The organism is Lactobacillus sp. X-49, assembly GCF_057063645.1.
Window position 1 is genome coordinate 1 of record NZ_JBXSQM010000019.1, and the last position, 22,780, is coordinate 22,780.

The 22,780-nt window shown below is 34.9% G+C and carries 18 protein-coding genes and 5 pseudogenes; 5 read left to right on the forward strand and 18 right to left on the reverse strand.

The window, feature by feature from the left end; all coding sequences use genetic code 11:
• From ACYIAQ_RS08280 to ACYIAQ_RS08360, 17 genes and pseudogenes are all read right to left on the reverse strand, one after another.
• A pseudogene (locus ACYIAQ_RS08280) lies at positions 1–404 on the reverse strand (transposase); the annotation flags it as partial.
• A gap of 585 nt (positions 405–989) precedes the next feature.
• The gene (locus ACYIAQ_RS08285; protein ID WP_483563365.1) at positions 990–1,295 is read right to left on the reverse strand and encodes a PTS sugar transporter subunit IIB; all 306 of its coding nucleotides are present in this window, start codon (positions 1,293–1,295) and stop codon (positions 990–992) included.
• 361 nt (positions 1,296–1,656) lie between these two features.
• The gene (locus tag ACYIAQ_RS08290; protein ID WP_483563366.1) at positions 1,657–2,712 is read right to left on the reverse strand and encodes an alpha/beta hydrolase; all 1,056 of its coding nucleotides are present in this window, start codon (positions 2,710–2,712) and stop codon (positions 1,657–1,659) included.
• Positions 2,713–2,729: 17 nt separating this feature from the next.
• Entirely contained in the window at positions 2,730–4,622 is a 1,893-nt protein-coding gene (locus tag ACYIAQ_RS08295) for a beta-glucoside-specific PTS transporter subunit IIABC (protein ID WP_483563367.1), read from the reverse strand.
• 92 nt (positions 4,623–4,714) lie between these two features.
• Positions 4,715–5,563, reverse strand: coding sequence for a PRD domain-containing protein (locus ACYIAQ_RS08300; RefSeq protein WP_483563368.1), 849 nt, complete (start codon positions 5,561–5,563; stop codon positions 4,715–4,717).
• A 276-nt stretch (positions 5,564–5,839) separates the two neighbouring features.
• Positions 5,840–6,302: pseudogene (locus tag ACYIAQ_RS08305) on the reverse strand (GRP family sugar transporter).
• The gene (locus ACYIAQ_RS08310) at positions 6,256–6,690 is read right to left on the reverse strand and encodes a GRP family sugar transporter (RefSeq protein WP_483563369.1); all 435 of its coding nucleotides are present in this window, start codon (positions 6,688–6,690) and stop codon (positions 6,256–6,258) included. Before ACYIAQ_RS08310 ends, ACYIAQ_RS08305 begins: the two are co-directional and overlap by 47 nt.
• Before the next feature lie 4 nt (positions 6,691–6,694).
• A complete protein-coding gene (locus ACYIAQ_RS08315; RefSeq protein WP_483563370.1) occupies positions 6,695–9,313 on the reverse strand; it encodes a glycoside hydrolase family 38 N-terminal domain-containing protein in 2,619 nt (872 codons plus the stop codon).
• Between the two features lie 58 nt (positions 9,314–9,371).
• Positions 9,372–10,244, reverse strand: a complete 873-nt coding sequence (scrK, locus tag ACYIAQ_RS08320; protein ID WP_483563371.1) for a fructokinase ScrK — start codon at positions 10,242–10,244, stop codon at positions 9,372–9,374.
• A gap of 5 nt (positions 10,245–10,249) precedes the next feature.
• Entirely contained in the window at positions 10,250–10,630 is a 381-nt protein-coding gene (locus ACYIAQ_RS08325; RefSeq protein WP_483563372.1) for a VOC family protein, read from the reverse strand.
• A gap of 15 nt (positions 10,631–10,645) precedes the next feature.
• Positions 10,646–11,419: a Cof-type HAD-IIB family hydrolase gene (locus ACYIAQ_RS08330; RefSeq protein WP_483563373.1), complete on the reverse strand. Its 774-nt coding sequence runs from the start codon at positions 11,417–11,419 to the stop codon at positions 10,646–10,648.
• A 4-nt stretch (positions 11,420–11,423) separates the two neighbouring features.
• Positions 11,424–12,818 (reverse strand): glycosyl hydrolase family 32, encoded by a 1,395-nt coding sequence (locus tag ACYIAQ_RS08335; protein ID WP_483563374.1) that lies wholly within the window; start codon positions 12,816–12,818, stop codon positions 11,424–11,426.
• Between the two features lie 15 nt (positions 12,819–12,833).
• Positions 12,834–13,880, reverse strand: coding sequence for a PTS fructose transporter subunit IIC (locus ACYIAQ_RS08340; RefSeq protein ID WP_483563375.1), 1,047 nt, complete (start codon positions 13,878–13,880; stop codon positions 12,834–12,836).
• Positions 13,881–13,910: 30 nt separating this feature from the next.
• A complete protein-coding gene (locus tag ACYIAQ_RS08345; RefSeq protein WP_483563376.1) occupies positions 13,911–14,225 on the reverse strand; it encodes a PTS fructose transporter subunit IIB in 315 nt (104 codons plus the stop codon).
• An 11-nt stretch (positions 14,226–14,236) separates the two neighbouring features.
• Entirely contained in the window at positions 14,237–14,710 is a 474-nt protein-coding gene (locus tag ACYIAQ_RS08350) for a PTS sugar transporter subunit IIA (RefSeq protein ID WP_483563377.1), read from the reverse strand.
• Complete coding sequence (locus tag ACYIAQ_RS08355) at positions 14,694–16,622, reverse strand: BglG family transcription antiterminator (protein WP_483563378.1); 1,929 nt, start codon at positions 16,620–16,622, stop codon at positions 14,694–14,696. Before ACYIAQ_RS08355 ends, ACYIAQ_RS08350 begins: the two co-directional genes overlap by 17 nt.
• 390 nt (positions 16,623–17,012) lie before the next feature.
• Positions 17,013–18,088: pseudogene (locus tag ACYIAQ_RS08360) on the reverse strand (hydantoinase/oxoprolinase family protein); the annotation flags it as partial.
• Positions 18,089–18,198: 110 nt separating this feature from the next.
• On the opposite strand from ACYIAQ_RS08360, the pseudogene ACYIAQ_RS08365 reads away from it, so the two are divergent.
• The 5 genes and pseudogenes from ACYIAQ_RS08365 to ACYIAQ_RS08385 all read left to right on the forward strand — a co-directional run bounded on the left by ACYIAQ_RS08365 (position 18,199) and on the right by ACYIAQ_RS08385 (position 22,035).
• Positions 18,199–19,113: pseudogene (locus ACYIAQ_RS08365) on the forward strand (IS30 family transposase).
• A gap of 168 nt (positions 19,114–19,281) precedes the next feature.
• Complete coding sequence (locus tag ACYIAQ_RS08370; RefSeq protein WP_483563379.1) at positions 19,282–19,881, forward strand: TetR/AcrR family transcriptional regulator C-terminal domain-containing protein; 600 nt, start codon at positions 19,282–19,284, stop codon at positions 19,879–19,881.
• Between the two features lie 139 nt (positions 19,882–20,020).
• A complete protein-coding gene (locus tag ACYIAQ_RS08375) occupies positions 20,021–20,911 on the forward strand; it encodes an SDR family NAD(P)-dependent oxidoreductase (protein WP_483563380.1) in 891 nt (296 codons plus the stop codon).
• Positions 20,912–20,913: 2 nt separating this feature from the next.
• The gene (locus ACYIAQ_RS08380; protein ID WP_483563381.1) at positions 20,914–21,567 is read left to right on the forward strand and encodes a nitroreductase family protein; all 654 of its coding nucleotides are present in this window, start codon (positions 20,914–20,916) and stop codon (positions 21,565–21,567) included.
• A gap of 264 nt (positions 21,568–21,831) precedes the next feature.
• The gene (locus ACYIAQ_RS08385; protein WP_483563382.1) at positions 21,832–22,035 is read left to right on the forward strand and encodes a hypothetical protein; all 204 of its coding nucleotides are present in this window, start codon (positions 21,832–21,834) and stop codon (positions 22,033–22,035) included.
• Between the two features lie 268 nt (positions 22,036–22,303).
• Here ACYIAQ_RS08385 and ACYIAQ_RS08390 read toward each other — a convergent pair.
• Positions 22,304–22,780, reverse strand: a pseudogene (locus ACYIAQ_RS08390) (transposase); the annotation flags it as partial.

A 22,780-nucleotide genomic window follows, 5' to 3' on the forward strand; every position in this document is an offset into this window, starting at 1 on the left:
GCATCTTTTTTAATTAAGCCTTCTGCCTGCAGGAGGTTAGTAAAATAGACAAAAGACTGTTTAATTAACTGATTGGCATGTTTACTAGACCTAAAGTTATTGATTGTGTGGTATGAAATATGCTTGCCGCCAGCAATTAATCATCATTGGCAAATTTCCCTCTAGCATCCGTTCAATCTTTCTGCCAGAGAAAACTCTCGTCTAGAATAAGCAAAAAGCAAAATTTTAAACATCATAGCTGGATAATATGCTGGCCGACCAGTAACTAACTTGTCTTCTAATAGTACTTTGTCAGGAATAGAATCAACAAAAGTGCTAATAACCTGAGCAAGATAATTTTTAGGAATAGAAAAATCTAAATTGAGTGTTAAAGCAGTTTGACCTGCGATATAATTTTGATACATGAAAAGCCCACCTTTTTATTTTTGGTACTGAATTAATAATATCAAGGTAAAAATGTATATGAAAAATCACTCTAAAACTAGAGTGATTAGACCACGTATGTGGCAAATACAGCATAAACTCCGTTTAGCAATCATGTTCCTGTGGATCACCCTTACTTACGTAGGGAATATACATGTAATTACCACCAAAACGGAAACTGAACTTTTGAAGTATATCGTTATATTTGACTTTAATCTAAAATATAAAAAAGAAAATGTCAAGTTTCAGATTATCAAAACTGCTTTAAAAATTATTTGCCCAGTTTACAATCTAAGTGCAACAGTTGTTAAACCGCGACAAAAATTGATACGAGGCCAAATGTAAAACTACTTATTGGGGCAAGATTAGGCCACCATTTCCAAAAGTTATTCGGAATTTCAAGTAACGTAAATAATGAGCCAACAAAAATAAACGGTAAAACTTCCAAGATTGAATTCTTGATTGTCACTATCCATTGATTATTTGCAATTTTTTGTGCTTTAGGCCGCAAAACTTGTGTTCAAAAATTTAACAAAGCCACTCATTTCCAACCTCCTAAGTAAAAATTAGTCTAATTCTGACTTAAGATGGTCAATTGCCCCTTGACCATCCAATATCGAATAATAATCGGGTTTCATCAAGATAACTTTCACATTGTCTGGAATTCTATCTTTAATTGCATCAAATTCTACTTTAAGATGTGGTCCGACTATTAACGCATCAATATCGTTAGCATAGTCTGAAAGTTCTGCTTCACTTTTAGCTTTTATTTTGTAATCTAAGCCTAATTTTTTGGCAGCTTTTCGCATACTAGCAGCCATAAATCCAGATGAAGCTCCCGAACCACAAACCAATAAGATGTTTTTTGACATTTTTTCTCCTTTACAAATCTATTATTTTTTGTCAATATAATAATCTCAAAGATATTACTTTCATAAAATATTAATTTGCACCCAAATATTGCAAATTAATATTAAATTTCGGCAAAAATATAAGCAGTATCTTAACATTTAGCTACTGCTTAATTATATTCGTTCGCTTATGCAATTTATTATGCTGATAGAAACTTTAAAGTAATTAGATTAATAACTGCTAATTATAAATTGTTTTGCAAAACTACAGCTAAGATGTTACTTGTTTTACTGGCAAAGATTATTTTGTCCACAATCCTTAGCTTTATATGACCGCTGCCACTAGCTTTCTTTTACTTACTAGTTTTTTTACTTTAAAAACTTATTCCATTGATTGATGAATCTCATCAGCGATTTCTAAGCAAACTTCTTCTGCTTGGGGCGCAATACCAATCAAATCGAAAAAGCCGTGATCGCAGCCTAAATAGCGAATAGATTTTATCTTTTTACCTTGAGTAGCTGCCTTATTAATAAAAGCATCACTCCCTAATTTAAGCAGGTCATATTGACTAGAAATAATCGTCATAGGTGGCAGCTGCTTAAAATCAGCAATTTCGCCCAAATTGATTAATGGATTATCGGTTTTTACTTTATCCATTAAGTAAAGCGACTCATCTTGCGAGTTTTTCATCTTATTTAAACGTGAATGAATCATGTCCCGTTCTTCCTGAACAATTGGAAACTGGTCGGCAATCTCTAATTTACTAATATTGTTGTCAATTACCGGATATAATTCGATTATTAACTTAATATCTTTAAAGTCATTTTTTACCAAAACGGAATTGATTAAGTTGCCACCAGCACTATCGCCCACCATAACCACTTCATCAGCTTCTACACCTAACTGGACATGATTTTCCTTAACCCACTGCAAAGTTCCCAAGCAGTCATCAATTGCAGCAGGATATGGATTTTCCGGTGCCAAACGATACTCTGGAAAGACCACTAAGCATTGTGTGGTTTCTGCTAAATAACGCATCTCATTGCGATACAAGTCAATATTTCCTGCGGTGAAGCCACCACCATGTAGATAAATTAAAATAGGCATCGTATTGTCAAAATTTGCTGACTTAAATATAAAAGTATCAATATAGCGTTCATCTACAATTTTGATTAACTTTTCTTCTTGCACTACTTCTTCATGGGCAATATCATAATTCACTTTATCAGGACGATTCCGGGTATGATATAGCGAATACCCTTTTGTCTTAGGCTTTGTTGCCGCTTTTCGTTTAATGACTTCCTTAATTCTTGGATCTAATATATTTCTAGCTTCACTATCCGGCACCGGTTTACAGATATGAGATATATCATCCTGTTTAATTTGTTCAACGTCCGTATGCAGCTTGGTAACTAGTTCATCACTATATGCTTTCAAAATAAACTCCTTAGTCTTTAAACTTCTGTAGCCATTATCTGGGTATTAATGCTCAATGGCTTAGTAACTTTTGGAAAACTGATTTTCTTATAATTAGCAGAATTGGTAATCGCCACAATCGTGGTATCGTTGATATTATTATTCGCAAATACTTGCTTATCATATTCAGCGATTAACTGACCTGCCTTAACCGTTTGTCCCTGCTCAACTAAATTAGTAATTCCTTTACCATTAAGGTTAACTGAGTCAATCCCAATATGAATTAAAACTTCGGCACCATGTCCGCTAGTAATGCCAATTGCATGTTTAGTCTTAAAGACCATCGTTACTTTACCAGTACAAGGAGCATAAATCTTACCATCTTCTGAAATAACACCGTAGGCTTGCCCTAAAGTGCCTTCAGCGAAGACATTATCTTTTATTTCTGCCATTGGTACATATTCACCTTGGGCAACCGCTGTAAAACTCTCAGCACTTGTTGCAGTACGTTCCGTTGTTTCTTCTTCGGTACTATCACTACTATCTTCCGCAAAGCTTGAATCATCAAATCCTAAGACCCAAGTTAAGACAAAAGATACACCAATTGAAATCGCTGCAGTGATACAAGCATTAATAAAGTTAGGCATATCATGGTTATTGCCTAAGTAAGCTGCCAGTGCAGTAAGAGAGTAGCCACCAAAAGCGTAAGCTTTTAATCCAGTAAATCCGGCATAAACACCAGCAACTGTAGCACCGATTACTTTAGCAACAAATGGCCGCTTCATTTTATATTCAATACCGTAAAGCGATGGTTCACTTATTCCGCCAAACAGGCCAGCCAATGCAGCTGGGCCAGCAATACTCTTTAATTTATTTTGCTTTGTTTTCAAAAATGCTGCTAAAGCAACACCGCCAGAAGCAACCGTGTTGCACAGGAACCAAACATTAATAATCTTATCGAAACCAACTTTAGCAATCGATTGTACTGCAAGTGGCACTAAGGCCAAGTGCATACCACCCATCGAGATAATTGGCCCAACTGCAGTAATAATTGGAACAGCAATAGCACCCATATTATTAGACATCCACTGCACACCAACCGAGATATAGTTACTCAAAACTTGTCCTAACGGCCCTGTTACAGTTAACAGAATGATTGCCATAATTAGCACTAAGCTTAATGGTTTTAAGAAGTTCTTTAGGGCATCTGGAATAATTTTATTAAGCCATTTGTCAAGTTTGCTCATAATCCAAACCGACAAAATAATTGGCACGACTGAACTACTGTACGCCGTTTTAATTACTGGAATACCAAAGAAAGTTAATGCCTTTTTAGATGCCAGTAAGGTTGTCATATCGGGATGCAGGATAAAGCAAGCTAGGACAACAGCTAGAATCACATTAGTATCAAACAACTTAGCTGACGTAACTGCTAAATAAACTGGTAGGAAATAAAAGACTGCATCAGTTAGAGTGTTAAGAATTATGTACGTAGAACTTGTTGTCGAAATTACGCCTGTCATTTGTAATAAAATCTGAATAACTTTAACAAACCCAGCTACTGACAAAGCAGGAACAATTGGGGCAAAAATTCTTGCCAACAGCTGCATGAATTTTTCAATTAATTTAATTGGGTTCAAGCTAGTCTTTTCTTTATGCTTGGTTTTTCTTGCGCCACCACCTATTTGGCGATTAATTTCATTTACAACCTCTTCAACATAAGTACCAATTACAACTTGATATTGTTCAGTACTCTTATCAATACCTACTACTTCATTAATCTTGTTTAAGGCTTTCTCATCAACTTTAGAACGATCGGTTAGATACATTCTGACTCTTGTTGAGCAATGATCCGCCGATTCGATATTCTTTTTTCCTCCCACAGCTGCAATAATCTTTTTAGCTAGTTCGGGAATATTTCGTTTTGCCATGTGCTTTCCTTTCAAAAAAATACCAAGCAAATGCTCTATAACTAGAGATATTGCTTGGTAATGCCAACAATAATTGTTGTTACAATCCAATTTTATTTTTTAACTGTTGAATTTATATAAATTTCATGAATATGAATTGCTAAGTACATCAGTTCAGATTTTTCAACCTGTTTGTCATATTTCTTATTGATAAATTTTGCAACCTGCTCAGCACATTCATAACTTTCATGATAGGCCTTTTTAATGTAATCATACATGTGTGTATCTACGGGTCTTTTTTCTTCTGTATCAGTAGATAACAAGCGCTGCGAGAAGAATTTCAGATGTGTTAGAAACCTTTGATAAGCAAAACTTTTTTCATCAATGTCCAAAAGCAATTGATATTTAACGATATTAAATACTTCATGTATCAAAGTCATTGCTTTTTGCGCACCGACTTGCCCACTTCCGTCTTCATAGTTCACAATATGAAAAGCTATAAAGCCTGCTTCATCTTTTGGTAAACTAACTTTTAAATATTTAGCTGTAATATCTAAGGCTTCCAACCCAATTTCATACTCTTCAGAATAAAACCGACTAATATCACCCAATAAAAAATTAGGCAAATCAACACCTGCCAATAAGCGTTTAACGGCCTGCTGTATATGATCTAGTAAAGCAAAATAGAAACTGCCATCAAACTTTTGTTTTAGTCGTTTTTGCGAAATCTGAACTATTTCATTACAAATTTCAAAGTATTCAGGTCTAGTATTGTTCAAAAGCTTATCAAACTCTTTTGAATTTGTCGTTTTTTTATTCCAAAAGATTTGATCTACTTTTGCATTTGGAACAGTATCATTAGCTTTTAAATTAAAACCAATTCCCTTTCCAAAGGCAACAACTTTTTCTCCTTCTTCTTCAGCGATGATCACATTATTATTTAGCTTTTTTACGACTTTCAATGGCATCACCCACTGTTCTAATAACAATTTTTGTGGGTAATGCTTGCATCAAAGCAATTACAATCCCAACAGACTCATGGGTCTTTTTAAGCATATAATAATTAGTAAGCGCTGTCAACATAATTTTATAAAAGAGATTTTACATAACATCTTTTATCCTAGACTAATATTCAATTTGAAATCAGTTCTTTCAGGTCTTTTTTAGAATATATGGTTTCGTGATCTAGTTAACACCAAATTCAGCATTAACCAAGCACTTTTCAAATTAAATAATCGTTAAGGCTGCTCATCTAGAATTAAGATAAGACCGATAGCAATGTAAATTCTTTGTTTTAGTGTCTTTCGTTCATGCAATAAGATGATCCCACCAACTGTGGCCACAACAACGCACAGTTGAGAAATAATAAACGAGAGATTATTATCATTCTGCTGGACAGAAATAATGTAACTTAATTCTGCAATTCCATAAGAAATACGCCAGGAATTGTTTGGTAACTCTGTTTCTGCTTAAAAGCGTCAAATTGACCACAACAATTGTATAAATAATCGCTCCTGTCAAAATACCAATTGCTTGTCCAACGAAAATAAAAAAAACCGATCCCGTCATCGCTTTAGGAATTGAATCTGAAATCACATAGTCCCAAGTTGTAATTGCCAAGATAATAATAGCTTTAGTTAACCCTTTTTGCTGGTCATTCTGACAAGTTGAATAAGACGTCGTCGAAGTAAAACATCTCACCCAAAATTAATAACGCAATTCCGAAAATGCCAAATACTTTACTGATTAAACTCGGCCATTCACCAAAGACAGCTTTCCCTACTAGTGGCACTCCGAGCAACTGAAAAGAAGTTGAAATCGGCAGCCCTATTGAAACTCCAACCTGTTTAAAGCTAAGATATTGTCCTAATTGACCAATTGACCACAAAATGCCGGCCACAACAGCCAGACAAAAAGTTCCAGTATCAAATGTAAGCCTGATAATTACCAATGCAATTAGCGCTGGTATTAATGAACCTAATCCTGTACCAATGATTGGATTACACACGCTACTATTTTTTACACCTAAAGTTAGCAGTGGAATTGCACCCCAGCCAAATACTGGGATTAGTAAAAGAAAATATTTCATTAATCTATTCATCTATTGGCAAAAGTACCGAAGTTAAATCATAAGGTGCAATTTCTTGCTCATTAACGACTTCTTCAAGTGCATTAACAACTTGACCCTTTTTAAGCAACATTTCCGGAATGGCAACAGTTTCTTGAGTCAGATTTTCCAACCTAATTACGTACCGGTTTTCGTGAGAATAAGCCGGATAAATCGCTGCAACTCTAACATCTTTAGGCAAGTTTATTAATTCTACGTCATTATCAATTTTCGGATTATTTTCCGTTGCCCAAATTTTATTGTCAAGGCGATTAATAAACATATTCAAAGTTTGCAATTGATAAGAAATATTTGGCGACAGCCAAGCAGCAATCAATTGGTTATTTTCATTTTCACTAAAATCGCTATTAAACAAGCCAAAACTAAAGGTAAACTCATTGCTTCCTAATTCTTGCGCAGACAAAGTAGGCATCATAATGTGGCCTTGACTTGTAGTATCACCAGAGGCACGCCCCGGTCGCCAAGCTAAATTATGTTTACCTAATTCACCCGTAGTTGCCATTAAAGTAATAAATAAACAATTATTACGATACTCATATTCTTTTTGACCTGTACCCCAAAAAGTAAAATGTCTGCCTTTTTCTTGGACGGTAACTGACTTGGTAAAGTTATAAATATTAACTGGCTTTTCGACAAATTCTTTGTTCCAACCATCAGGAATTACATGATTTTTTGTTGTAACATATCCAGCTTGTACTTGAGCTTTAACTTCACTAGTATTAATTTGCGGACTAAAGCATAATCTTAACCGATGTGAATATACCTGATTATTTAAAATCAATTTTGCACAAATTTGACCTAAATCGTTAAAACTCAAATTAAGGATATATTCAAGTTGACCATAATTAGGCTGCTCGGCTTCATAATCTGCCAAATTTAATGGCAGACTGGCACTTCCTTTAACTACCATTGTATCGTGGTGCAAACTATGCTTAATTACTACATTCTCGAATGGTAACTGTTGTTCGGTAAAATCACGATAAGGCGAAAAATCATAGGTATCACCATCGTTTGGTTGGTCAACCAGAGAAATAATATTCTGATATTTCTTGTTAGGGGTAATCAAGTTGATTTGGCCATTAACAAACTGCAGTTTTTGTTTGCCAAAGATAATTACATTGCTACTCTCTGGGGATGAAGACTTGACCTCTGCTAGTGCTTTACTTGTTTCCTGAATTGTTACTACCTTATATCCTAGCCCAGGTAAATCAACTCGTCCTTTAATCCGAAGCTCATAATATCCGGGTTCATCAGTATAATCTTCACCATGCGGTGTCATCATTAAAATGTGCTTTCTTGGCTTAATATATTTACTACTGATAATTTCAGCATCAGTCACGCCTTCTAGTTGCACATTTTTAGTTGGCATTACCACTCCAATTTCCTTATAGCCCTTAAAGCGGTGTGGTTCAGTATTAAAAATCAATATTTGATTAGGTGTTAACTTGAGATATTGAGCAATTTTCTTTTTAATCATGTTTTCAATACCGTCAGCTAATTCATTTACTTCTTTATAACGATGCCAAATATCTTCTGCAGCACTTTCAGAAACACTACCACCTAAAGAATCATGCGGCTGACATTTTAGCAGCTTTTTCCATAACTTTTCTAACAAACCATTACCAATATTAACGTCAACGTTTTTACCGATAACACATAGTGGTTCAACTCGAGTCAGAATCTTCTGTTCAAGTTTAAAGTTCTCCCGCTTAAATTTACTACGAACCGAACCAATTGAACGGTGAACTCGTGAATAAGTCGGTAATCTTAGTTCGCCTTGATAATTAGGTAAAGTGGCTTGCTTTTTCTTCATTAAAGCCACAAATTCAGGATAAGAGCTAATTACAGTACGATACTTACTTTTAGCATTAAGCGCTGAAACCGTCTCTGACATATTTTTTACAATGTTCATTTGGTCTATTCCTGACGGTATTAAAACATCTTCATGATTGCCATGCTCTGCTTCAAATTTAACCGACGGATCATATTTTTGCGTCACAAATTCATTTAGCTTTTGCTTTGCCTCTAGTGTAATTTGACCAGTAAAGTAACCAAATGGAAAATTAAGGGCTAGTACCTCTTTATTACCTAAGCCATGCCAGCGGAAATAGACAGAATTAGTTTGCTTATCAAAATTGGTTCCCCGCCAAAAAATAAAGTTATCTATTCCAACTTGATGTAACAAAGTTGGCAGTTGCGCATTAAACCCAAAAGAGTCTGGTAAATACCCTACCATCATTGGTTGACCATAATTTCTTTGTGTATCCTTAATACCAATAACTAAATTTCGAATAATGGATTCTGCTTGCGGCATTAAAGCATCAGTTTGGGTATACCAAGGCCCGACAAATAAACGCCCATCAGCAACTAACTTTTTGATCCTCTTACGTGCTTCTGGATGAAGTGCAACATACTCATCGACAATTGACACTTGTCCATCCAAACAAAAATTAGCTTCATGATTTCTTTCTAATTCATCTAAAACTTCTGTAAAAAGTTGTTCTCCTAATACTTGCTCATCCATAATAGAAAAGTACCACTCACGATCCCAGTGAGTGTGATTAACTAAATACGCTGTAACCATTTTTCCCTCCAATTAAAATGGATGTTTAATTAACTAAATTAGACATCCCTTTTTTACGCTATTGTTTTAATAAATTTTTCGCCAAAGCAAAGTCACCAACTGTCGCTGAACCATTATCAGCAATTGCGGGCATCACAATATACTTATCAAGTTCAGGAACCGTAACATAATTATTTAGCATTTTACTAAAATCGCTTCTAACCTTCTTTAAAAATTTTTCACTCACAACACCACCACCAAACACAATTTTATCGGGGCGTAAAATCAAAGTAACTTGTAAAGCGGCTTGCGCAACATAGTAGCTCATAATATCCCAGATATGATTATCCGGTGGCACTTGTGCTCCGGGTTGATGTACTCGTGCTTCAAAAGTTGGACCTGAAACCAGCCCTTCTAAGCAATCATGGTGAAACGGACAAACACCAGCAAAATCCAGATCGTCAGGATGACGCTTTAATAAAACATGCCCCATTTCGGGATGCCCTTGACTTCCCACTAAATGACCATTGATCAATGCACCACCACCAACTCCGGTACCGATTGTGTAGTAAACTAACGAATCAATATCTTCATTTGATAATAATGACATCACGTACTCGCCATAAGCTGAGCCATTAACATCAGTAGTAAAAAAGATTGGCACATTAAGTTGTTCTTGCAAAAAGCCAACAAAATTAGTATTTTGCCACCCCTTTTTCGGGGTATCCGTAATATAACCGTAATTAGCAGCCTGCTTTCGAATTTCAATCGGACCAAATGAAGCAATACTGATTGCTTGAACCATAAACTGTTTAAAATAGTCCGCAACCTTATGCAATGTTTCTTGCGGCGTTGTCGTTGGTATTCTAATTGAATTCTTAATTTGATAATTTTCGTTGCCAACGGCACAAACAAATTTAGTACCGCCAGCCTCAATTGAACCTAATAACATTGTTCTTACTTCTTATTTCTTTGACAAACTTCAATAATTTCATGATTTGGTCCATAAAAGTTAAAATAACTAATTCCGTGTTCCCAAAACGGCAAGTGCATAACCTGTTGGTCAATTAATTCGAAACCAGCATCCTTAATTTGTTTAAATGCTGCAGCAACATCATCAGTATCCAATGCGTAATGATTAATTGCACCATTTACTGGATTAGTTGTTGTTTCCCAAACTTCAAGCATAAGGTTGCCTAACTGGAAAAAGCCAGTTTGACTACCTTTATTGTCTTCCTGATTAATTAATTCAAAACCGATTTTTTTATATTCTTTGACACTTTTAGCAAAATCATTTGTTGGAATACCAACATGCGAAACTCCTTTAAATACGTTCATTCTTATACCTCATTTTTAGATTAATTGAAACTTTTTTAATGCTTTAACAATACCTAGGTTATCGTTAGTATCAGTAACATAGGCAGCCGCATCCTTAATTGCTTGATTACCATTAGCCATTGCGATTCCACAATCAACAACGTCAAACATAGTTAAATCATTATTACCATCACCAAACGCATAGGTAGGTACAGTTAATTTCTTTTGCTGCATTAATCGCAAAATTCCTTGACCTTTAGAATTATTTCGTAAAACCGTATCTATTGACTGGGGACCAGTAATCATAAACCGCAGTTCTGGAAACCGTCTACCATATTCACTATCTGCATGATGAGCAATTACTAAAATTTGATTAACCGGATTATTTTGATAAAAATTAGGTTTAATTTGCGGAAAAGGTGATGAAATATTTTGATAGAACTTACGTGAAAGTGGCTGATCTTCCGATAAAGCAATTTGTTGGTAATTATAAAATCCGATAATATCGTTTCTACTTTGAGCGTACGCTAATACCTTTTGACAAATTGTACTGGAAATCGTTAAGTTAAATGTCACCCGCCCAGCAAACTCACCATATTGACCATTAGTTGCAATTAGTGAATCTATTTGGCATTCCTTCATGAAATGTCGCACTTCAAACGCAGCTCTACCAGTACAAATTACGGGAATATTACCATTAGCTTTTAATTGCCGTACAGCTTGACTAACTTCTGGTAAAATAGTTGATTTGCTAGACAATAATGTACCATCCATATCAAAAAAGACTAGAGATTTAATCTTTTCTGCCATTAGCTTACTTTCTCAACACAATGTTCTCGAATTCAACTTTTCCGTTAGCAGCAGCAACTGCCAAATCATCACCGAATTTTTGGTAACCACGAGCAATTAAACTGATGCCGTTAACTACTAAAACGAAAATATCATTATCAACCATTAATTTAACGTGCAGTTTCTTAAAGTTACTTTCAGGAAGAGGTCTATCAAGACCCTTGTTCATCATTTGGAACCACGGCCATTCAGGACTCTTGTCAAAAACTAAACGCTGATCGTCTTTAGTTAATAAGTATTGATAAGATTCATCTGTTTCCAAGTTCTTAAATAATCTAATTGCTACATCACTAGCTTTATCAGAGCAGCTAATATCCATATCCAACACAAAGTGTCGACCAACATCATGCACAATAACTTTTTCTGTTCTACCATTAGAATTTTCAATCGTGAAATCGTCAATAGATGTCTTATCAGTAAATTGCTCAGTTAATTCATCTGGCAATTTTGTAGCAAGGGTACCATCAACTCTTTGCATGAGTTCTAATGGCACATAAGTACCTCCCCATTCCCAGTTGACCATATCTCCTTGACCTTTTTCACGAGTAGGTACCCAGCCAAAGAGCACACGTCTCTTACCGTCAAAGGCAGTTCTGGCAGCATAATATGCACGACCGTCAAAGGCATCATCTTTTGGTTTAACCCAAGGTCCATTAATGCTCTTACTCATTCGATAGCGAGTTTTACTTTGTTCGCTATACTCTGTATAAAGCAAGTACCACCAATCACCCATCTTAAACAGATCTGGCATCTCAAGTCCCGAATATAAATTAGGGGCATAGAAATCACCTTGAAAATCCCAATTCTTTAAATCTTTAGAAGCAAACGAAACAATTCGACCCGTTAATTTAGATTTTGGTCCAGCTAATCTAGTACCCAAAATCAACAAATACTCTTGCTTATCCTCATTCCAAATAATCCACGGATCACGCCAATCAGTCTTGTCATAACCTTCTTGAGCCGGCAACAGCAATTTATCAATATTCTTTTGGAAGTGTTCATAATCCGTACTTGTTCCATGAAGTAATACTTGAGAGGCACGACCCTCTTGTTCAGCTTTCTTATTATAACCAGTATAGAAAGCTTGAATTTTTCCTTGAGCTTTAAAAACAGAGCCAGCATAAATCCATTGTGCAGGGTCTTCTGCATCTCCAGCAGGAATTGCATCACCATGATCTTCATAATTAACAAAATCTGTTGTGGTTGAAAGTGACCAGCCAAACGGTTCATCATTATCAGTCAATGGTCCTGGCTTACGGGGGTCACGTTGATGATACAAATAAAACTTACCATCTTTGCCAAAAGGCATGATGTCACCCATCCATTTATCTTTTTCTGGTTTATAAAATACTTTATACATTTTTTCTTCCTATAATTAAACAGCAGCTTCTGCGGCAACTTTTTGATCCCGATGCATCAGTTTCTTTAAGAAATTACATAATAGTGCACCAACAACGACTCCAATTACAATCGATAAGCAGTACAGTAAGATATTTGAATCAAATGGTGCTGCCATAAATGTGGATAAAGCTGTCTTTTGTGTGGTACCAAAGAATGCGTTAAGGGCACTGGCTAATCCTGAACCAATCATACAACTTGGAATTACAGCTATTGGGTCAGAAACAGCAAACGGAATTGCACCTTCTGTAGTAGCGATAATGCCCATGATTAAAGCTGTAGTTGAGTTCTCTTTTTCATCTTGACTGTAATACTTTTTACCGATAAAACTAGCTAAAGCCATAATTAATGGCGGAATACCAATCGCGATAAAGCAAGCTGTACTAATCGCATAACCACCAGAAGTATATGAAGCCATGCTGAAAGTATAAGCAACCTTGTTAATTGGTCCACCCATATCTGTGGCCATCATCGCACCAATAATTGCAGACACTAAAACTTTATTAGAACCACTAATACTTGCTAGCCATGAAGTTAAGCCATTTTGCATAGCTCTGACGGGATTACTAAAGACATAGAAAACTATTAATCCTCCAATTAAAACTGACGCTAACGGAATAATGAAAATTGATTTTAAAGAAATCAAACTCATTGGCATTGGTAACTTTTTAAGCCAATATACAAGATAGCCAATTAAAACGCCGACAACCATACCACCAATGAAACCCATACCTAGCTTATTAGCAACTAAGCCAACAATAAAGGCTGGGGCCAGTCCAGGACGGTCAGCAATTGAATACGAAATGTATGCGGCAATCATGACTGGAATAAAGCCTAAGCCTTGTTGACCAATCATCCTCAAAATACCCCAAATATTACTTGTTTGACTCCATACACCATTACCACCGCCGACAACGGCAATTGAAACAATTAAGCCAGATGCCGAAACCAGTGGAATCATGTAGGAAACACCTGTCTGGAAGTGATCTACTAATTCTTTAAAGAATTGTTTTACCTTATCCATAAAACAACCTTACCTTTCTAAAAATTTTCTTTAGTTATCAAGTAATTCATGTGCTTTTGCAATGGCTTTATTGCCGTCTTTTACCACCTCAGAAGTACCCATTTTTACAATCTTTTTTCCTTCAAAGCGGTCCTGCTCACGAACATTAGTATCAACCGCAAAAATAACTGCATTGGCTTCGGCAATATCCTTTGCACTTAGCTTATTTTCAAAACCCATTGCACCTTGAGTTTCAACTTTAATCTGATCACCATTCTTCTTAGCATATTTCTTTAAGTTCTGGGCTGCCATATAAGTGTGGGCTACACCGGCGATACATGCTGTTACTGCTACAAATTTACTCATAATTTTTTCTCCTAATCTTCTAACTTCTTAAAAATATTTACTAATTTTTCTGGATCATTTTCTGCCTTGATGGAGGCTACAAAGTCATCATCCATTAACTTTCCAGCAATTGTTGCCAACATCTTTAGGTGTTCTTTACCACTGTCTTTATCTCTAGCAGCCATTAAGAAAATGATTGATACTTTACTGCCATCAAGTGAATTCCATTCAAGCGGCTTAGTTGTTTTAGCAAAAACCATTGAACCCTCATTAACTGTTGCACTTTTTCCATGTGGGATGGCAATATTATTGCCAATACCAGTTGTTGTTAAACTTTCTCGGTATAGAACATCATCTCTAAACTTAGTTGCATCACTAACAATGCCATTTTTCTCCATAACAGCCGCTAATTTGGTGATTGCTTCTTTCTTAGAGGAAGCATCCAATCCGATAACAATGTTTTTCTTCGATATAAAATCTTTTTCATTTTTACTCAACTTCTTCACTTCCTAACATTTGCATAACATCTGCTTTTTTCGTTAATCTACTTAATTTACGTAACATTTTTTCATCCTCAAGAATTGCGTTAAAGTAGCTATAAACATCATTAATTGAACTTTTTACACTCTTGTTCATCGCCATAAAAAACACAAGGCTAACTTTACCTCTACCCCAGTCAATCCCCTTTGAATTAATATAAAGTGCAATACAAGGAGTCTTAACATACTCAATAGGAGCATGAGGCATGGCTGCTAGCCCAATCTTTGTACTAGCAAGTTGTTCACGTTGAATAGCTGCTTGCTCAATTCCAGGTAATACATAACCTTGATTTTTGAGTAACTCACAAATTTTATGAATTATTTGATTACGATTAGTTTGTTGCGAATCAATCGTGATTAATTCTGCTTTAACAAGTTTCATAAATTCATTTTCATCTTTCTTAAATTTGTTTAAATTATCAATTGCCTGTTGAATTTTTACTTTTGATTGATTGTCTAAAAATGGTGGTACTACTACAACCTTCTTGCGAACTAAACGAACATCAACCGTACTAATTACTAAGTCCTCTGCCACAGGAGTACTCATTAGTTCAGAAACTGATACTACTCGTTTTATGTTGATTGTATCTGGAAAATATTTTTCAATTCGCTGTTCAAGTAGTCGGGCTGTTCCCAAACCTGTACTACACGCAAGGACTACCTGAACTTTCTTACTTTGATCACACCTTTCTAAATAACTTTCTAAGTGTAGAGTAATATATGCAATCTCATCATCATTGATATGAACTGAAAACAATTTTTCAATTTTTATACTTAAATCAACAGCTTCGTTATAAGCATAGGTAAAGTTTCTCTTGATACTATCTTTATAGGGATTTTTAATACTTAAGCCTAACTTAAAACGATGTAAAGCTGGGATCAAATGTAAGGTTAAATTATTAATTAAAGTTTCATCGTACTTCGTCACGTTTTGTCGTAAAAAGACATCTAAACCCTTATTTTTAAAGCTTGAATTACTACCATCATTTTGTTCATCATTTGTTTCAGCAGCTAAAATATGAATATTGATATACTCTTGTTCAGCCATCGGAATTTTTAGGTGAAATTTATCCTCTAATAACTGCGTTAAAATTTGAGTATTACGAGATAACGGATTAGTTGAAAACTGACTATTTCGTTGAATGATTTCACCATTTTTAATACGTTGAATAGCTATCACTAGATGAACTTCTAATGACTGAAATTCATAATCGTTCAAAGTTATTGAACTATTTTTTTGAAATTGAGCAAGTGTCTGTTCAACACCACAAAAAATATTTTGATTAAAAATATGCTTCAATTCATCAGGAACTTTAATAATCATTTTTAAATTAGTTTGACCATTAATGCTTAGGCTGTCACCCCAATAAAAGCTCAAAAGTAAGGTCATTATCTTACGCTTGATACTTTCAGATGCTTGAATAAAAATTCCATACTCACAGCCTTTAAGACTGGCACCCTGCAGATTAACCCAACTTTTAATTTCTTTAAGATAGAGATCAATCGTTGCTCTGCTAACATAAAATTGTTCAGATAATTCTTGAATAGTTATAGGATCTTTATTCGTAAGAAGCCTTGAAATAATTTCTAGTTTTATTTCTTTAGGACTTTCTTGATTTGAAACCAAGTTTCCAGTTTTTAAAGATGAACGAAGCATAGTTGTGTCACCATCAAAATAAATACCATAACTCTGCTTTCTAATTAGTTTGACATGATACTTTTCAACTTCTTCAGCAATTTCCTTGAGATACTTATTAATTGTTCCTCGTGACATTCCGATAAGATGCCCAATGTTTTTATAATGAGTTACACCTTCATCTAAGATATACCTGACTATTTTGATTTCCTTATCGTTGATATAATCGCCTTCTTTTTTCACTTCTTGAATACGCTTCCAAGTATAAGTTTATTAAAACAATTTTGATACAGAAAAAATTGTACTTTCAATAGTATAATTCTTTAGTTTCGCCGAATTATAGCAATTATGCATAATAAAAGAGCTGAATTGCTAAACATTTTTACCTTAACATCCAAGGTCGTTAAATTAAGATATTAACTTTGATTACCAATTTAAATTTTATTTAGTGAGCATATCTTAACCAGTCTTAAACTTTCATATCCTGCAATAGATACGCTTTTAGTAAACAAGTACATTGCTATCAACAGATTCTTTAATTCCTGATATTTGAAATAACAAATAAAAATGACTAGTGCTCTAGATTAATCTATCTAGAACGCTAGCCATTTTATTTTTTATAAGCATCAATATTTATTTTTTAATATTACCAACAACTTTAATTTTAACTCTAGTCGTGTCACCTGGGGCATATGCTAACGGTACTTCTGTAACCTCAACTGTCTTAATAGTAATCGGATCTGCACCTGCCATTTCCGCTTGCTTGCCTGCCATCTTTTCAACATCTGCTAATGCGTCTTCACGCTTAATCTTGGCATATGCATAAACTTTTTCATATTCACCACCGATATTAGCAATTGTCGCACCAATTACATTAGCAACACCACCAAATTTATTCTTGATGATCTTTTTAACACCCGTTAATTTTTCAGGGGCAATTATTGCCCTACCACCTACTAAGATAACATCAACGTCTTCAGCACTAGTTTTCATCTGGTCAATACCATCTTCTAGAATTTGGGCAATTTTTTTCATTGCTTTTTCAGCAAGACTTTTATCAATTTTTTTACTAATTTAGCATCACCTACATGGCACATACCAAACTTAACTACAATGTCAGTTGTAGTTAATGTATCACCACCAAAGACTAGTGCCTTTTCTGTGATTTGGTAGCCAACACTATCAGGGCCAACAGTAACTGAACCATCTTCTCCTACCCTAACAATAGTTCCGCCGCCAAGACCAACGGATAAGACATCGGGCATTCTAAAGTTAGTTTGTACACCACCAACAGTAACTGCCTTAGAGGATTCACGCGGAAAATCATTAGTTAAGACTCCAATATCAGACGTTGTTCCACCAATATCAACAGTTAAAGTATTTTTACTTTGTGATAAATATGCGGCCCCGCGAATACTATTAGTAGGGCCACTACCAATAGTTAAAATAGGATACTTAGCAGCATAATCTAAGGACATTAACGTACCATCATTTTGACAAAGATATTCTTGAGCTGCGGTGATATTTTCTTCAGCTAGTGCCTTAGAAAAGCCACTAATAACGTTCTTAATAACCTTATTAAGTGCAGCATTAAGAATAGTTGCATTCTCTCGCCCAATTAAACCAATTGACCCAATTGAGGACGACAATGAAATCGGAAAATCTGCACCAAGAATTTTTCGTGCAATTTCTGCAACTTTCTTTTCTTGGTAGATTGTAAAATGAAGTTGAACACTTAAGCTCATTAAAAAATAAAAAAGTCCATTGGACTTCTTTGATAGAATGTAATTACAACCAAAATTCTAGAAAGAAGTTACCAATGAACTCTTTACATTCTACCATATCTACCCATCTTAAAGGCAAGCATCTTTGTTTTGAAAATCGCGTTACTATCCAAGTTTTACACAGCCAAGGGCAATCCTTACGTCAGATAGCTAAAGAGATTAATTGTTCTCCTACTACAATTAAAAACGAACTTGAGCGAGGACAAAAGTCACTTTATCATGAAAATCATTTTCGTTATGATACCCAAACTGCTCAAGCTACTGGAAAATTTACTCGTAAGGAAATAGTTTGTACTAAAACACTCTATCGTTATGTTGAATAGGGACTTTTACGCATTAAAATCAGTGGTTTACCTGAAGTGTTAACCCGTAATACCAAATCTAAACAAGTACGGCTCAATAAGCGTAAATTGGGCCGCAGTATTGATGAACGACCACATGACATCTTAAAGCGTCATAAATTTGGTCATTGGGAATGTGATTTAGTCTTAGGTCATAAGATTAAAGACGATGAAGTTTTATTAACCTTGTATGAACGTATGACACGCAAGTTTATGATTATTCCAATTTCTGATAAGACTGCTGCCAGCGTTATGACTGCCTTTAGTGATTTACGTGAGTAATATCATGAACATTGGAATGAAATCTTCAAAACAATAACGACTGATAATGATTCTGAATTTGCAGATTTATCCCAATTAGAACAGGTATCGAAGACATTAGTTTACTATACGCACCCTTATACTTCATGTGATAAAAGTGGAATTGAGCGGCACAACCGCATGATTAGACGCTTTATTCCTAAGGGTAAATACATCAAGAATTATTCCCTTGATCAAATCTCTGAGATTGAAGAATGGTGTAACAACTTGCCAAGAAAGCTCTTAGCTTATCACACACCAGATGAATTATTTGAACGCAGACTCGATTGCATCTATCAAATTAATTAATGCAGGTGTTCAACTTAAAATTGCAATTTACGAAATTTAAAAAATTAACCTAATTTGTTAAACAAGTATCAAATAGATTTATTCGCCACTTTTAAAAAATATACCTTACATTTTATAATATAAGAATAAACATAGCGTGTTTTATAAATCACTTTTGAGGTAAAGAAAATGAAAAATTCAGAAATGTCATTGCAAACAAAGCAAGATTTTGCTAATGCGTTAAAAGCTGAAATGAAGCGAAAGCCACTTAAAAAGATTACCGTTACCAGCTTACTTAAAGCTACGAATCGTACACGACCAACCTTTTATTACCACTTTAAAGACATACCAGATTTGATTAAATGGACAGTTAAAACTGAAATTATTGCTTTGTTAAGTGAGACCAGTGGTTATGAGCATTGGGATACTGATATTTTAAAAATGCTTAATTACTTCTACGATAACTCAGCTTTAGCAAAAGCATTTTATAATAATTTAGATATGTTCCAATTCCAAAAAATTTTTAGAGATCCACAAATAAATATTTTACTGGGTTATATTGATGAAATAATTAAGCAGGATCATCTAATAATATGTAATGCTGATAGGGTAATGGTTGCCAAATTCTTCACTGGTGCCTTTACTGAAATTATTTTGGATTGGATAGCTAATGGTCAAAAAGAATCCCCAGAACAGTTAAGAGAGCAGTTGTGTCGAACTCAAGAAAATATTATTGTTAATTGTCTACATGTAACCGCCAAAAATCAAAAAATGTTTTCAGCAGAATAATATATTACAAAATATAGCTTTTATAAGATGTCTTACAATTTTTAGATTTTGTATATTTAATTTATATTTGAAAGCGATTAATATATAAATCGTAATAAATATTGTTAATCGTTGAGCAATTATTGAAAAAGAGGCTATTATGAAAGAATTTAAAAATAAAGTCACATTAATTACCGGCGCTGCACATGGTTTTGGCCGCTCATTAGCTTTAGAAGCTGCTGATCGAGGTATGAGATTAGCTTTAGCTGATGTTGATGAACCTGCTTTGGCCAAAACATTGCAAGATGTAAAGGATAAAGGCGTAGAAGCTATCAGTATTCCAACCGATGTTACTGATGAGGATGCCGTTGACAATATGGTTAAGAAGACCATGAGTCAATACAATAAAATTAATTTGCTGATTAATTCAGCTGGTATTGCTATTCCCGGACCAATTTGGGAATTACCAACTCGTGATTGGGAATGGATTCTACATGCTGACTTAATGAGTCAAGTGTGGTCATTAAAGCGTGTCATTCCAATTATGCGTAAGCAAGAGGGACATTGTGACATTATTAATGTTGCTTCGATGGCAGGATTAACAACAAGTCCCCTAATGCCGGCTTATTACGCAACTAAATTTGCGGTTGTCGGTATGACGGAAGCTGTAGAATACGACTTACAAGCTGCTAAGGCCAATGTTAGAATGCACGTATTCTGTCCTGCATTTGTTCAAACTGATTTGTACCATACTGAGAATCACCGTCCAGCTAAATATACTGACAAGAGTGATCCTTACTATTCAAGTAAGACTTACATAGACGGTCAAAAGCAAGCAAAAATTGATATTACTACGGGAATGCCAATTGACAAGGTGCCGAAGATTATATTTAAAGCCCTAGAAGATGATAAATTCTATATTTTAACTCATCCTGGAATGAATGCAGCAATAGTTTCTAGAGCTGAAAATATCCCAAGTGGTAAAGGTCCAGATTTACAAGCCTTAATGCCATTTATGGAACAAACACACGATGTAAAAGAGGAGAACTAAAAATGACTGAAGAACATATTGTAAACAATGATTTTAAAGATGTTGCTTTTAACCGGCAATCAATAAGAGTTTTTGATCCAGAAGTAAAAATTTCTCATGAAGAGTTTGAAGAAATGATTGAAGAAACAACCAAAGCCCCTTCTGCTTGCAATTTGCAAGCTTGGCACTTTGTCGTAGTTGACTCTCCTGAAGGAAAAGAAAAACTCAAGAAGTACTTTATGAAATTTAATATGCCACAAGTTGAAACTTGTTCAGCAATGGTATTGTTATATGGTGATACAGAAGCATTTAAGTCATACCGTGACCTATGGACTAAAGCCTACCATAATGGTCAAATTGACAAGGCAAAACTTGACGAAGTATTTAGTACTTTCTTACCATTGTACGAACATGCCGATTACGATACTCTAGTAATGGATTCAGCGGTAGACACATCCCTAGCAGCAATGCAATTTATGTTAGTTGCACGTAGTCATGGTTATGAAACCAATCCAATTGGCGGCTATGACACAAAACAAGCTGCTAAAATGTTTAACTTGGACCCTAAACGGTTTGTTCCAGTTATGGCCATTGCAGTTGGTAAGAAGCCGAAAGATTACGTCGATGAGGTTAAATCAGTCAGATACCCTGTCAAACAAGTCTATGAATTCGACTAACTAAGTAATTCAAACGACAGATTTATTTCATCTATTGGTATAATAAAGCAATACCTATTTAAAAGGATAGCCAATCTTGGCTATCCTTTTTTTGTCGTAGTTTTATGGTTTATCAAGAGAGTCAAAGTCTTGATATATAAGTAACTGACAACATAAAAGAGGGCATTTTTAGCAAATAAAAGTAATCAACTTTAAGCAAGTTTTGAAGGCTATACTTCCTAAGGGCTTAAAATCAAAGCCTAAAAATTGAATGGGAGGAAAAGTATGACTGATGATAATTTAAAGCATTCGGTATATATAATTCTTTTTTCAATGAATCCGGCAATGGTCTTGCAAATTGCAAACCAAGTAGGAATAGGTGGAAAAAAGACTGATGCAAAAGGAATAAATAGTACTTACCGATATTATTTGATTAATACTTTGCTGAATTGTCAACTCAAGTGCAACACCGTCAGAAAGAATATGTGATACGTTGCAAAATAAAGTAAATAAAACAAATAGCTGATTAATAAAAGACGGAAGGATGAAATCCTAGACTTTTAAAGTGGTTTTGCTTAAGTTCATTAAAATTCAATGTTGGTTAGCGTACTTTATCAGCATACCTAAAGATAAAATCAATGTTATACTTTAATAGTAAAGCATTATTTTGATTCTATTCTTGGAACAACGTTACAGTCTTTATTTTTAAAGTCATGAATGTTTTATTTGATTGATCCCAGCTGGGAGCTAGATAATGTTTTTTGGTGCTTTTTGCTTTAAAAAGGGGGCCCTTTGCCCCATTCCTATTCCAATATTTGCTTAAATTCATCATCAACATCAATCCAATATCTGTTTCGACCTTCTTTCTTTCCCATAAGTGCGTTCTGCGCATGCCGAATACACTCTTCATATGCCCAAAGACTGGCTCGACATCTGTTTTTCTACAGCCATAAATTCGTCTGCCTTCTTTGCTTTGAAGAGTTTTCTTTGAAATATTGCCAACTGGGATTATATTGAACCTGTCTTTGACGTCCGCTTTTAGTTTTAGCTAGTTCGATTAGTTCATCTGTTAATTGAAATTCATCTGCTTCATAGATCTTAAGATCAGATATTAAGCCAGTACTCTTATTCTTACGTTTACCATAGCGCTTAAAGTTAAAGCGTACGCCTTGCTAGTCAAGGTAATAATCATCCTGCTCGTTGTATGTCCAATTAGCCAGTTTAGTGGGATCTT

Excerpts from the sequence above, each read along its gene's own strand:
- ACYIAQ_RS08285 (WP_483563365.1), bottom strand. The coding sequence starts at position 1,295 with ATGTCAAAAAACATCTTATTGGTTTGTGGTTCGGGAGCTTCATCTGGA.
- ACYIAQ_RS08345 (WP_483563376.1), bottom strand. The coding sequence starts at position 14,225 with ATGAGTAAATTTGTAGCAGTAACAGCATGTATCGCCGGTGTAGCCCAC.
- ACYIAQ_RS08325 (WP_483563372.1), bottom strand. The coding sequence starts at position 10,630 with ATGAACGTATTTAAAGGAGTTTCGCATGTTGGTATTCCAACAAATGAT.
- ACYIAQ_RS08330 (WP_483563373.1), bottom strand. The coding sequence starts at position 11,419 with ATGGCAGAAAAGATTAAATCTCTAGTCTTTTTTGATATGGATGGTACA.
- ACYIAQ_RS08340 (WP_483563375.1), bottom strand. The coding sequence starts at position 13,880 with ATGGATAAGGTAAAACAATTCTTTAAAGAATTAGTAGATCACTTCCAG.
- ACYIAQ_RS08310 (WP_483563369.1), bottom strand. The coding sequence starts at position 6,690 with ATGAAATATTTTCTTTTACTAATCCCAGTATTTGGCTGGGGTGCAATT.
- ACYIAQ_RS08370 (WP_483563379.1), top strand. The coding sequence starts at position 19,282 with ATGAAAAATTCAGAAATGTCATTGCAAACAAAGCAAGATTTTGCTAAT.
- ACYIAQ_RS08335 (WP_483563374.1), bottom strand. The coding sequence starts at position 12,818 with ATGTATAAAGTATTTTATAAACCAGAAAAAGATAAATGGATGGGTGAC.
- ACYIAQ_RS08315 (WP_483563370.1), bottom strand. The coding sequence starts at position 9,313 with ATGGTTACAGCGTATTTAGTTAATCACACTCACTGGGATCGTGAGTGG.
- ACYIAQ_RS08385 (WP_483563382.1), top strand. The coding sequence starts at position 21,832 with ATGACTGATGATAATTTAAAGCATTCGGTATATATAATTCTTTTTTCA.
- scrK (WP_483563371.1), bottom strand. The coding sequence starts at position 10,244 with ATGTTATTAGGTTCAATTGAGGCTGGCGGTACTAAATTTGTTTGTGCC.
- ACYIAQ_RS08295 (WP_483563367.1), bottom strand. The coding sequence starts at position 4,622 with ATGGCAAAACGAAATATTCCCGAACTAGCTAAAAAGATTATTGCAGCT.
- ACYIAQ_RS08380 (WP_483563381.1), top strand. The coding sequence starts at position 20,914 with ATGACTGAAGAACATATTGTAAACAATGATTTTAAAGATGTTGCTTTT.
- ACYIAQ_RS08375 (WP_483563380.1), top strand. The coding sequence starts at position 20,021 with ATGAAAGAATTTAAAAATAAAGTCACATTAATTACCGGCGCTGCACAT.